The organism is Actinospineispora acaciae DSM 45401, from assembly GCF_000620785.1.
Taxonomy (GTDB): domain Bacteria; phylum Actinomycetota; class Actinomycetes; order Mycobacteriales; family Pseudonocardiaceae; genus Pseudonocardia; species Pseudonocardia acaciae.
The window spans coordinates 134894-145919 of the sequence record NZ_JIAI01000017.1; the positions used below are offsets into that span (position 1 = coordinate 134894).

General features: G+C 72.0%; 13 protein-coding genes. 7 read left to right on the top strand and 6 right to left on the bottom strand.

Annotation, left to right across the window (positions count from 1 at the left end; all coding sequences use genetic code 11):
- The first annotated feature begins 66 nt into the window (after nt 1-66).
- Together N912_RS0142410 and bla are read left to right on the top strand one after the other, a co-directional pair.
- Entirely contained in the window at nt 67-606 is a 540-nt protein-coding gene (locus N912_RS0142410; RefSeq protein ID WP_028927216.1) for a D-alanyl-D-alanine carboxypeptidase family protein, read from the top strand.
- On the top strand, nt 603-1439 hold the full coding sequence (gene bla, locus N912_RS0142415; protein WP_156994356.1) for a class A beta-lactamase: 837 nt from the start codon (nt 603-605) through the stop codon (nt 1437-1439). The genes N912_RS0142410 and bla overlap by 4 nt, the downstream gene beginning before the upstream one ends.
- Nucleotides 1440-1469: 30 nt before the next feature.
- Here the strand turns inward: bla and N912_RS0142420 are convergent, their stop codons facing one another.
- The 5 genes from N912_RS0142420 to N912_RS0142440 form a co-directional block, all read right to left on the bottom strand.
- Nucleotides 1470-2792 (bottom strand): DNA polymerase IV, encoded by a 1323-nt coding sequence (locus tag N912_RS0142420; protein WP_051581561.1) that lies wholly within the window; start codon nt 2790-2792, stop codon nt 1470-1472.
- 3 nt (nt 2793-2795) lie between these two features.
- A complete protein-coding gene (locus N912_RS0142425; RefSeq protein WP_028927219.1) occupies nt 2796-3245 on the bottom strand; it encodes a cytidine/deoxycytidylate deaminase family protein in 450 nt (149 codons plus the stop codon).
- Nucleotides 3246-3396: 151 nt separating this feature from the next.
- Nucleotides 3397-3714 (bottom strand): hypothetical protein, encoded by a 318-nt coding sequence (locus tag N912_RS0142430; protein ID WP_028927220.1) that lies wholly within the window; start codon nt 3712-3714, stop codon nt 3397-3399.
- Nucleotides 3711-4343 (bottom strand): ParA family protein, encoded by a 633-nt coding sequence (locus tag N912_RS0142435; protein ID WP_156994357.1) that lies wholly within the window; start codon nt 4341-4343, stop codon nt 3711-3713. Before N912_RS0142435 ends, N912_RS0142430 begins: the two co-directional genes overlap by 4 nt.
- Nucleotides 4344-4423: 80 nt before the next feature.
- Nucleotides 4424-5614, bottom strand: a complete 1191-nt coding sequence (locus N912_RS0142440) for a Cmx/CmrA family chloramphenicol efflux MFS transporter (RefSeq protein WP_028927222.1) — start codon at nt 5612-5614, stop codon at nt 4424-4426.
- 67 nt (nt 5615-5681) lie between these two features.
- Here N912_RS0142440 and N912_RS0142445 point away from each other — a divergent pair, with 67 nt between their 5' ends.
- From N912_RS0142445 to N912_RS0142455, 3 genes are read left to right on the top strand one after another with little or no spacing between them, the layout of a single operon-like run.
- Nucleotides 5682-6269, top strand: a complete 588-nt coding sequence (locus tag N912_RS0142445) for a TetR/AcrR family transcriptional regulator (protein WP_028927223.1) — start codon at nt 5682-5684, stop codon at nt 6267-6269.
- A gap of 40 nt (nt 6270-6309) precedes the next feature.
- Entirely contained in the window at nt 6310-7050 is a 741-nt protein-coding gene (locus N912_RS61245; RefSeq protein WP_051581562.1) for a DNA methyltransferase, read from the top strand.
- A complete protein-coding gene (locus N912_RS0142455; RefSeq protein WP_037069444.1) occupies nt 7047-7508 on the top strand; it encodes an acetyltransferase in 462 nt (153 codons plus the stop codon). The genes N912_RS61245 and N912_RS0142455 overlap by 4 nt, the downstream gene beginning before the upstream one ends.
- Here the strand turns inward: N912_RS0142455 and N912_RS0142460 are convergent.
- Nucleotides 7502-8620 carry an NDMA-dependent alcohol dehydrogenase gene (locus N912_RS0142460; RefSeq protein WP_028927225.1) on the bottom strand — a complete coding sequence of 373 codons (1119 nt, stop codon included), beginning with the start codon at nt 8618-8620 and terminating at the stop codon, nt 7502-7504. The genes N912_RS0142455 and N912_RS0142460 overlap by 7 nt on opposite strands.
- Nucleotides 8621-8974: 354 nt before the next feature.
- Between N912_RS0142460 and N912_RS0142465 the strand changes: the two genes are divergently transcribed.
- The gene (locus tag N912_RS0142465) at nt 8975-9802 is read left to right on the top strand and encodes a PaaX family transcriptional regulator (protein ID WP_028927226.1); all 828 of its coding nucleotides are present in this window, start codon (nt 8975-8977) and stop codon (nt 9800-9802) included.
- A 188-nt stretch (nt 9803-9990) separates the two neighbouring features.
- On the top strand, nt 9991-10674 hold the full coding sequence (locus tag N912_RS0142470; RefSeq protein WP_051581563.1) for a maleylpyruvate isomerase family mycothiol-dependent enzyme: 684 nt from the start codon (nt 9991-9993) through the stop codon (nt 10672-10674).
- The last annotated feature ends 352 nt before the right edge of the window (nt 10675-11026 follow it).

Consider the following 11026-nt stretch of genomic DNA (forward strand, 5'->3'; position numbering starts at 1 on the left):
CAGCACCGGTCGGACGCGGTGAGACTGCGACCGCTCGAACGTGCTCGCGGCCGAGGGGGAAGCGTCATGTACTGGTGTAGGGATCATGGATACCGGCTGGTCACGCGGCTGCTGGCGGTGCTGGCGCTGCCGGTGGCCGGGGTCGTCGCGCCGCGCGGGGGCGCCCGGCATGCGGCGTGTCAGTGGGCGCTCGCCGTCCGGTTTCCCGCCGAGGACCTGACCGGGCTGACCTCGGCCACGAAGGCGGCGTTCACGGCGGCGCGCACCCGCGCGTTGTGGCGCGACGGGGTGTTGATCGGGCTCACTTCGGGGTACCGCGACGCCGAGGAGCAGGCGCGGCTGTTCGCCGCCGATGTTCGCCGCCGGGGTTCGCTGTCGTACCGGCCGAGGACGCTGCCGCCCGCCGAGTCCTGTCACGTCGCGGGGACGGCGGTGGACGTGCGGCCGCTCGAAGGCGCGCGGTGGCTGGAGCGCCACGGCGGGCGCTACCACCTGTACCGCGTCTACGACAACGAGTGGTGGCACTTCGAGTACCGGCCGGAGGGGCCACCGCCGCGCTCCGCGCATCCCGGCGCGAGCCTGGCCGACACCGGCGCCGGTCGGTGAGGCGCCGGACCTTGTTGCTGGGCGCGCTGGCGGGTCCGCTGGTGGCCTGCGCCCGGCCCGGTGATCCGTTTTCCTCGCTCGAACGGAAGTATTCGGTTCGCCTTGGTGTCTACGCTGTGGATACCGGTTCCGGTGCATTCCTGGAGTACCGGGCGGACGAGCGGTTCGCATTCTGCTCGACGTTCAAGACAATCGCGGTGGCCGCCGTGCTGTGGCAGCGTCCGTTGTCCTATCTGGACACGGTCGTCAGGTATACGAAAGCGGACGTGAACTCCATCTCGCCCATTGCCGACAAACACGTCGATACCGGGATGACCGTCGGCCAGCTCTGTGACGCCGCCATCAGGTACAGCGACGGGACCGCCGGCAACCTGCTGATGCGCGACATCGGCGGCCCGGCCCAGCTCACCGCCTACCTGCGCGGTCTCGGCGACCCCACGAGCCGGATGGACCAGTACGAACCCGACCTGAACAGCGATCCTCCCGGCGACCCGAGGGACACCAGCACCCCGCGCGCGCTCGCCGGCGACCACCGCGCGATCGTGCTCGGAAATGCGCTGCCACCGGAGAAACAATCCCTCGTCAAGGATTGGCTGCGGCGGAGTGCGACAGGTGCCCAGACCATTCGGGCGGGGGTGCCCGCCGGTTGGACGGTGGCCGGGAAGACCGGTCACGGTGACTACGGGCGGGCCAATGACGTCGCCGTCGTCTGGCCACCGAATGGCGCGCCGCTCGTCATTGCGGTGATGTCCGATCGCGCCGGGTTCTCCGACGAACCTCGGTACCCCGTGATCGCGGATGTCGCGGCCCATGTCACGTCCGTACTCCGTTAGCGTCGGGGCCGGGCGACGTGGGCCGCGCGGTCAGCCCAGGCTGGCCAGCGGGTCGGCGGCGGTCAGGTCGGGGTCGTCGGCGGCCAGGGTGCGGGCCTGGCCGGGGCCGGTGGTTCGGGTCTCGAAGCGGACGGTGACCCTGCCGTGCCCGCTGCCCTGCACCCAGCCGTGCCCGTGCACCGGGTGGCGCACGTCGTCGCCGGCGCGCCAGCCGTGTCCGGGCGGCTCGGGGGGCTCGGGCGGTTCGTCGGTGGCGGGCTCGGGCGTCTCGTCCGGCTTCTCGGGCGCGGGCGGCTCGTCCTCGAACAGCGGCTCCTGCACCGCGTCGGTCAGCCCGGACAGGGACACGCCGATCAGCCTGACCCCGGAGTCGGGCAGCGCGCCGTCGGTGAGCCGCCGCGCGGTGGCGGCCAGCGTGGCCAGGTTCGTGCTGGCCGTGACCGAGGTCTCCGAGCGGCTGCGGGTGGCGAAGTCCGCGCCCCGGATCTTCACGGTGACCGTCCGCGCCGCCCGGCCCGACGCGAGCAGCCGCCGGTGCGCGTGCGCGGCCATCTCGGCGACCGCCTTGCGCACCGACTCCACGTCGGACAGGTCGGCGTCGAACGTGGTCTCCGCGCTGACCTGCTTGGCCTCACCGCGCTCGGCCACCGGCCGGCGGTCCACGCCCTGGGCCAGGCCGTGCAGCTCGGTGCCGATCGCGGTGCCGAGCAGCGCCGTCACCTCGGCCGTGCTCAGCGCGGCGAGCTTGCCGATGGTGTCCACCCCGACCCGGTGCAGGGTCGCCTCGGAGACCGGCCCCACGCCCCACAGCTTGCGCACCGGCAGCGGCGCGAGCAGCTCGCGCTCGGTGCCCGGCGGCACCACCCGCACCCCGTCCGGCTTCGCCATCGTCGAGGCGATCTTGGCCAGCTGCTTGCCGGACCCGGCGCCGACCGACACCGTCATCCCGGTGCCCTTCTTGATCTTCGCGCGCAGCTCCTCGGCGAGCCGCTCCACCTCGGCGGGGGGAGCGCCGGCCAGCGCCTCGGGCTCCAGGAACGCCTCGTCCAGCGCGATCTGCTCGATGGCCCCGCCCAGCTCCCTGACCAGCGCGAACGCCTGGTCGCTCAGCTCGCGGTAGACCACGAACCGAGGCGGCAGGATCACCGCGCCGGGCACCAGCCGGCGAGCCCGGGACATCGGCATGGCCGAGCGCGCGCCGTGCACCCTGGACTCGTAGCTGGCGCCGGCCACCACGCCGCGCGGCCCGACGCCGCCGACCAGCACCGCGCGGCCGGCCAGCGTCGGGCGGGTCAGCTGCTCGGCCGCGGCGAAGAACGCGTCCATGTCCATGTGCAGCACCCATCGGTTCATCGCTCAACCGACCAGGTGCGCGTTCACCGCGCGCGCCGCCGCCGCCAGCTCCGGCAGCTCGACGACCTCGATGCCGGCGGCCTCCAGCAGCTCCACGCCGCTCGGTTCGCTGACGAACAGCGCGGGCTCCCGCCAGGCCAGCACCACCCGTCCGACCCCGGCGTCGATGATCAGCCGCGCGCAGGGCACCGGCCGGGACGCGCGCCGCGAGCACGGCTCCAGCGTGGAGTACAGCGTGGCCTTGCCCAGGTCCCCACCCGCGTACCTGGCCAGCGCGGACTCCTCGGCGTGCACGGTGTCGTCGGTGTCCCGGGAGTAGCCGCTGGCCAGCTCGCGCCCGTCCGCGCCGACCAGCACCGCGCCCACCGAGTACGCCGTGCGCGACGGCGGGCAGCGCCGCGCCAACCCCAGCGCAACCCCCATCCACCCCCGATCCCCAGCCCGCTCCGACACGCCGTCACGCTACCCGCCACCCCCGACAACCCCGCCGCTCACGCGCCCGCCTCCACCCGGGCGCACACCCAGTCTTACCGCCGCACACACGTCCCAACCTGTGTACGGCGGCAAGACCGGGTGTGCCGCGCGAACGTGTGCGTGCGGGCGGTCAGTGGTGGCGGCGGCTGCCGCCGGTGCGTTCGAGCTCGGCGCGGACGGCATCGGCCATCGACGGGTCGTCGCGCATCAGCGCGAGCAGCACCCGGAACACCTCCGCGCCGGCCACCACCGGCAGGTCCAGCTCGGCGGACGTCTGCGCGCACCACTGCCGCAGCGCCTTGTGCTCCATCGGCGACAGCTCGACGGTCACCCGCACCGGCCGCGTCCTGGGCACCCGCTGGGCGGGCGGGTCGACGACGGCGCCGCCCCCCTCGGCCACGGCGGCGGCCCGAGCGGCCAGGTCGGTCCTGCGGTTGCTCGCACTCATAGTGCCCACCCCTGGAGCAGTTCCTCGGCGGCGGTGCCGTACGGCACGTCGTGATCGGGAATGCCGGCGCCGAATGCCTGCGCATAGCGTTCCAGCCGGGGCACCGTGGCGTACAGCACCCGCCGCCCCTGTCCCTCCAGAATTTCCCGGACGGTTTCCGTGCTCGTCGCGTGCGCCACCGTCCGGGTGAGCAGCACGGCCACCGAAGGGTCCTCGTCGCGGTGCCCGGCCGCGTCCTCCAGCGCCTTGAACACCGGCCCGACCCGGTCCAGCTCCATCATCGTCGGCGCGATCGGCACCAGCACGTCGGTGGCCACCCGCAAGGTGGCCGCCACGATCCCGTCCCGCTCCTCCAGCGGCGGGGTGTCGATCACCACGGTGTCCCACCGCTCCGGGTCGATCACGCCCCAGAGCTGGCGGTGCAGCGCCGTGGACGCCAGCCCCATCGCGGGCACCGGCCAGTCGGCGAGCCCGTGCCAGCGCAGCGCGGAGCCCTGCGGGTCGGCGTCGACCAGCACGACCCGGCGGCCGCGCTCGTGGAACGCCTGCGCCAGGAACGCCGCCGAGGTCGTCTTGGCGCTGCCGCCCTTGAGGTTGGCAATGGTCAACACCCGGATGGCTGACGGCATGATCGCAGGCTAGTCGTTACCGGCCCGCCCGCGCCCTGCTCCATCCGGATGTCCTCAGCTACGCACCCGGCGTGTCGAACCTAGACACGCCCGGCGGCGATCCGAAACTCCTGGTCGCTCCGGGAGCGCCGCCGTAGGTGACCGGCCACCAGCGCGGCCGCGACCCCCGCCGCGCCCAGCCCGGCCCCGACCCAGGCCACCGACGCGAACCCGAACCCGGCGCCGATGGCCAGCCCGCCGAACATCGGCGCGAGCGTGTTGCCGACGTTGAACGCCGAGGTGTTCCCGGCGATGGCCAGCGTCGGCGCGCCGGGAGCGAGCGCGAACACCCGCGACTGCAGCGCCGGGTTCGTCACGTATCCCGCCACTCCCAGCGCGAACACCAGCGTGATCGTGACCACCGGGTTGGCCGCCGCCACCGCGAGCAGCGCGGACGCGACCACCAGCACCGCGCCGCCGACCACGATCGTCCGCACCGGATGCGCGCCGCCGACCCGCCCGCCGACGGTCATCCCGATCAGCCCGCCGATCCCGAACAGCGCCAGCACGCCGGGGACCCAGCTCGTCGGCAGCCCGCTCACCTCGATCAGCACCGGCGCGAGGTAGCTGAACGTCACGATCACCGCGCCGAACGCGAACGCCGTGATCGCGTACGACAGCCACAGCTGCGGCCGGGCCATCGCCCGCAGCTCCGCCCGCGCACTGGGCCGTTCCACCCGGCCGCCGCGCCCGCTTGGAACCGTCAGCAACGCCCCGACCGCGCTCACCACCGTGGCCACCGCGACCGCCCAGAACGCCGCCCGCCAGCCCGACACCTGGCTGAGCACCGTGCCCGCCGGCACCCCGACGATGGTGGCCAGGGTCAGCCCGCCGGCCACCACCGCGACCGCCCTGCTGGTCATCTCCTTCGGAACCAGGCTTACCGCCGTGGCCACCGCCACCCCCCAGAACCCGGCGTAGGCCAGCGCGCTGACCACCCGCGTCCCGAACAGCACCCCGTACCCCGGCGCCAGCGCCCCCGCCACGTGCGCGCCGACGAACACCAGCTGCAGCGCCACCAGCGCGGTGCGCCGCGGCCAGCTCAGCGTGGCGATGGCCAGCGCTGGCGCGCCGACGACCATCCCGATTGCGAACGCGGAGATCAACAACCCCGCGTCGGGGATGGACACGCCCAGGTCGGAGGCCAGGTTGGGCAGCAGCCCGGAGAGCATGAACTCCGAGGTCCCCTGGGTGAAGATGCCCAGGGCCAGCACGTACACGGCGAGTGGCATGTGCCCGACGCTAACACATTTTGAAGCACTCGCTACAAAATCTGCGTCACACGTCTACCCTGGGCGCATGGCCAGGCCACGGAAGTTCGACGAGGTCCGCGTCGTGGGCGCGGCGATGGACGCGTTCTGGCGCCGGGGCTACGAGGCCACCTCGACCCGCGACCTGTGCGACAGCACCGGGCTCGGCCCGTCCAGCCTGTACAACACGTTCGGCGACAAGCACCAGCTCTACCTGCGCTCGCTGCGCACCTACCGCGAGCAGGGCACCGCCGCCCAGGTCGCCCTGCTGCGGCGCCCCGGGCCGGCGCGGGAGCGGCTGCGCGAGCTGCTGGCGCGCGCCATCGACGACGACGAGTCCGACGGCCCCCGGGGCTGCTTCGCGATCAACGCGGCCATGGAGCGCGCCGCCGAGGACCCCGAGGTCAAGGCGGAGGTGCGCCGGAACTTCGACGCCGTCCAGGCGGCCATCCGGGAGACGATCACGCGCGGTCAGCTCTCCGGCGAGTTGGACCCGTCGCTGGACGCGGGCGCCGCCGCCCGCCAGTTGCTGGTCACCTACTACGGGCTGCGCGTGATGGCCCGCACCGAGGACGACCGCGCCGTCCTGCTCGGCGTGGTGGACGGCGCCCTCGCCCGGCTCGACACGGCGTCCTGACCTCCCGCTCCGGGCCCCGAACGGTTGATAACCTGCGCGAATGACTGGCCAGGCGCCGGCCGTCTCGCGCCGCAAGCGACCGGCCGGGGTCGCCACCACCGACGTCACGCTGTCCGCCCACATCGGCTCGAACGCCGACGTGTTCCCGCTGGTCCTCGACCTGCACGTGCCCCGGGGTAGCCGGGTCGCGGACGTCACCTGGGGCAAGGGCGCGTTCTGGCGCAAGGTCCCCGCCGACGCCTACCAGGTGCACGCCACGGACCTGCAGACCGGCGTGGACTGCCGCGCGCTGCCGTACGCCGACCAGGAGCTGGACTGCGTGGTCCTGGACCCGCCGTACATGGAGGGCCTGTTCCGCCGCGACGTCGAGCACCTGGCCGGCTCGGGCAGCCACGCCGCGTTCCGGGGCCGCTACTCCAACGGCGCGGCCACCGAGGCCGGCACCGGCCCGCGCTACCACGACGCCGTGCTCGACCTCTACCTGCGCGCCGGCACCGAGGCCCACCGGGTGCTGCGCAACCACGGCGTGTTCATCGTCAAGTGCCAGGACGAGGTCAGCGCGAACCGCCAGCGGCTCACGCACGTCGAGCTGATCAACGCCTACGCCGAGGCCGGGTTCTACTGCAAGGACCTGTTCGTGGTGGTCCGCCCCAACCGACCGGTCGTGGCCAGGCTGCTCCGCCAGGAGCACGCGCGGAAGAACCACTCGTACTTCCTGGTCTTCGTCAAGCTCGACCCCCGGCACCCGAAGCGCCTGCGCGCCGTATCGTCCAACCGGTGACTGACCTGGTCCTACGCCCGTGCCACGGCCCCGCCGAGTTCCCAACCCTGGTCCGGATCTGGCGCGGCGCGGTGGAGGCGACGCACGACTTCCTGACCCCCGCCGACGTCTCCCATTACGAGGCCAGGGTCGCGAACGACTACCTGCCCGCGGTTGACATCACCGTCGCTGAGGCCGACGGCGTCGTGGTCGGCTTCTCCGGTGTCGCCGACGGCAAGCTGGAGATGCTCTTCGTCGACCCCGAGCATCGCGGCCACGGCGCCGGCTCCGCCCTCCTCCGGCACGCCCTGGCGGACAACCCGGAGCTGCTGGTCGACGTCAACGAACAGAACCCGCAGGCCGTCGGCTTCTACCAGCACCACGGGTTCGTCACGCTCAACCGTTCTGAGACGGACCCCGACGGGCGGCCGTTCCCGATCCTGCACCTCGGCCGCCCGCCTCGGGTCTCGGTTCAGTAGCGGATGACGCCCCGGATGTTCTTGCCGGCGTGCATGTCCTCGTAGCCGCGCGCGACCTCGTCCAGTGAGTACTCGGTGGTGACCAGCTCGTCGAGCTTGAGGTGCCCGGCGCGGTAGAGCTCCAGCAGCCGGGGGATGTCCGCGCTCGGGTTGGACGAGCCGAACAGCGAGCCCTTGAGCTTCTTCTCCAGCAGCGTCAGCTCCGAGATGGCGATCGGCAGCCCGACCTCGGTGACGTTGCCCAGTCCGGTGACGACCACGGTGCCCTGCTTGCGGACCCCGCTGAACGCCTCGGCCACGTGCTCGCCCTTGGTCACGCCGATGGTCACGATCGCCACGTCCGCGCCCTGGCCGTTGGTGAAGCTCCTGGCCAGCTCGCCGGCCTCCGGGATGCTGGCCACCGTGTGGGTGGCGCCCAGCGACTCCGCCGCCTCCCGCTTGAACGCCACCGGGTCCACCGCGATCACGTTCGCGGCCCCGGCGTGCGCCGCGCCCTGCACCGCGTTCGCGCCGATGCCTCCCACCCCGGCCACGATCACCGTGTCGCCGGGGCGCACCTCGCCGGTGTTCACCGCCGATCCCCAGCCGGTGCCCACGCTGCAGCCGAGCAGGCAGGCCTTCTCCAGCGGGGTGTCCTCGGCGACCTTGACCGCGGAGTCCACCGCCACCGTGGTGTACTCGCAGAACGTCGAGATGCCGCACATCTGGCCGACCGGGCTGCCGTCCTCCAGGTGCAGCCGGTAGCTGGTCGGGTCGTTCCAGCGGGCGCCCGCGAGCAGGCCCGCGCCCAGGTCACACAGGTTCTGGTGGCCGGTCGCGCACCAGCGGCACCGCCCGCAGCCCGGCAGGAACGAGAACACCACCTTGTCGCCCTCGGCGAAGCCCGGCGTGTTCGGCCCCACCGCGTCCACGATCCCGCCGCCCTCGTGCCCGCCGGCGAACGGATAGACCCCGACCGGGATGTCCCCGGTGGCCACGTGGTCGTCGGAGTGGCACAGCCCGGAGGCGACCATCCGCACCCGCAGCTCGCCCTGCCTCGGATCGTCCAGCTCGAGGTTGACGACCTCGTACTTGCCCGGGGCCTGACGGATGACGGCACCGCGAGTCTTCATCGATCTCCTCCTCGAGACGGGCTGGAGCGCTCGGATGGCGCGACCGCGGTGATATTAGGTTTCGGCTACATGTGGCACAACACGTCTGGCACCAGGGACCCCTCCTGTTATGTCGCTGACCGGGTCGCGGGCGGGGCGGCCGACACCGCGATCGCACCAACGCGATATAACTGAACGGCCTGGGGGTTCGTCAGGTTACGAGATCCACTGCCAATCGAACCCGAAGGTAGGACTTGTGCGGCGATCTTGGCCGCGACACTCCGAGATACGCCTAACTCTGTGCGACCATCCCGTCACAATAAGTACGGGTATGACCGCTCATGGGGACGAGCGGCCGGCCACAAGGGGGAAAGGATGAGGGCACGCTCGCTTGTCTTTGACCTGTTCGGCGACTACCTCCGCGAGCGGGGCGGCGAGATTCGACTGCGTGGGCTGATCGCGCTGATGGGATGCTTCGACGTCCCGGACGCGACGGTCCGCGTGGTGGTCACGCGGCTGCGCAAGGAGGGGTGGCTGGACAGCAGGAGGGCCGGCCGTGAAACCACATACGTATTGACCGACGCCGCCTGGCGACTGCTGGACGAGGGCCGGTCACGGATCTTCGACAGGGCCGCCGACCCTTGGGACGGGTGGTGGCACATGGTCATCTACTCGGTCCCGGAGACCGAGCGGGCGCTGCGCGAACAACTGCGCAAGAAGCTGTCCTGGCTCGGCTTCGGCCCGCTCTCGCCGTCGGTCTGGCTCAGCCCGCACGACCGGATCGGCGAGGTCAGGGCCAGCGTGGCCGACTGGCCGGCGGTCCGGATGGACACCTTCCACGCCAGGACCGAGAGCGTCATGATCGACCGTGACATGGCGGCCCGAGCCTGGCCGCTGGACGAGCTGAACCGCGACTACGCCGCGATGCTCGCGGTGTACCGCCCCCGGCTCGACCTCTACCGCGCGGGCGCCCTGACCGGCCAGGACGCGCTGGTGGAACGGATGCAGCTGATCAACACGTATCGGCGCTTCCCGTTCCGCGACCCGGACCTGCCCACCGAGCTGCTCCCCGACGACTGGGCCGGCAGGGCCGCGCACGAGGTGTTCCGGCAGTCCCACGAACTGCTCCGGGAGCCCGCCGAGGCCTGCGTCGACGAACTGCTCGGCAACACCGCGCCGAAGACCCTGGCCCACCAGGGTTAGTTGTTGGACCTAGCGGACCACCGGGCCGGCTTCGGGGGAGTGGCCGGGTGATCCGTGCGGGTACGGTTCGGGGGAGCCGTACCCCTTGCGACGCCGGGCGTCCCGGCCCGTACCGGGCGCCCGGCGTTGCGGGGTGAGCGCCGCCGCGGTCAGATGATGCGGTGCGAACATCAACGACGCTCGAATGGATGCGTTCGGGCACCGAGTTCTTCCTCGGCCATGTGGACAAGCTCTCGGACGAGGAACTGCTGGCGCCGAGCGCACTGCCAACCTGGACCAGGGCGCACGTGGTCGGCCACCTGGCGCGCAACGCCGAGGCACTCTGCCGCCTGACATCGTGGGCGCGGACCGGGGTGCCCAGCCCGATGTACGCCAGCAAGGAACAGCGGGACGCGGACATCGAGTCGTCGTCTCGGCTGCCCGTGGCCAGGCTGCGCTCCGAGCTGGTGTCCACCGCCGCGACGCTTGCCGACGATCTCGACTCCCTGTCGGAGGCTGACTGGAACGCCATCGTCCGCTCGGCGCAGGGGCGGGAGATCCAGGCCAGCCAGATACCGTGGCTGCGGGTGCGGGAGGTTTGGCTGCATGCGGTGGACCTCGGAGCGGGCGCGCGGGTTTCGGACCTGCCGTCGGGTGTGTTGGACGCGCTGCTCGGGGAGGTGTCTGGCGCGCTGTCCGGTCGGGAGGGGTGCCCGGCCGCTGTCTTGGAGGCCACCGATAGGGGTGGGAGTAGGTGGCGGTTGGGGCCGGATGCCGTGGATGCGGTGACGGTTCGTGGTAGTGCCGCGGAGTTGGTCGGGTGGTTGGTGGGGCGGTCGTCGTTGCGGGCGGCGGATGGTGGTGAGGTGCCGGAGTTGCCGGCTTGGTTGTAGTTCGTGGTCGTGCGTGCCGTCATGTGTTTCGTTCGAAAATCGCTGGCGCGATTTCCGACGACCTGAGTTTGTAGGTTGCTTGGTGCCGTCCCCCGGTGGCGGCTGGGCGCGTTGGGTGGGGTTGGTTCCGTCTGTAGGCGGGACCGCGGCCGGATGACCACGCTGGGTCTGGCTTCCTGAGGTACCCAGGTTTTGTCGGTGCCTGCCGCTAGCGTCTTGGGTATGGCAAATGGGCAGGTCACGGTGGGGTTGGCGGAGCTTTCGCCCGGCCCTGAGTTGGCTGCTGCCCTGGATGGGATCGATCTGTCCACAGTGTCGAACGGTGAGATCATCGCGGTGTTGCAGGCCCGCT

What these genes read in the sequence shown, in the direction of transcription:
- N912_RS0142470 (WP_051581563.1), top strand. Translation starts at nt 9,991, where the DNA reads ATGCGTTCGGGCACCGAGTTCTTCCTCGGCCATGTGGACAAGCTCTCG.
- N912_RS0142435 (WP_156994357.1), bottom strand. Translation starts at nt 4,343, where the DNA reads ATGCCGTCAGCCATCCGGGTGTTGACCATTGCCAACCTCAAGGGCGGC.
- N912_RS0142465 (WP_028927226.1), top strand. Translation starts at nt 8,975, where the DNA reads ATGAGGGCACGCTCGCTTGTCTTTGACCTGTTCGGCGACTACCTCCGC.
- N912_RS0142410 (WP_028927216.1), top strand. Translation starts at nt 67, where the DNA reads ATGTACTGGTGTAGGGATCATGGATACCGGCTGGTCACGCGGCTGCTG.
- N912_RS61245 (WP_051581562.1), top strand. Translation starts at nt 6,310, where the DNA reads ATGACTGGCCAGGCGCCGGCCGTCTCGCGCCGCAAGCGACCGGCCGGG.
- N912_RS0142420 (WP_051581561.1), bottom strand. Translation starts at nt 2,792, where the DNA reads ATGAACCGATGGGTGCTGCACATGGACATGGACGCGTTCTTCGCCGCG.
- N912_RS0142440 (WP_028927222.1), bottom strand. Translation starts at nt 5,614, where the DNA reads ATGCCACTCGCCGTGTACGTGCTGGCCCTGGGCATCTTCACCCAGGGG.
- N912_RS0142460 (WP_028927225.1), bottom strand. Translation starts at nt 8,620, where the DNA reads ATGAAGACTCGCGGTGCCGTCATCCGTCAGGCCCCGGGCAAGTACGAG.
- N912_RS0142445 (WP_028927223.1), top strand. Translation starts at nt 5,682, where the DNA reads ATGGCCAGGCCACGGAAGTTCGACGAGGTCCGCGTCGTGGGCGCGGCG.
- N912_RS0142430 (WP_028927220.1), bottom strand. Translation starts at nt 3,714, where the DNA reads ATGAGTGCGAGCAACCGCAGGACCGACCTGGCCGCTCGGGCCGCCGCC.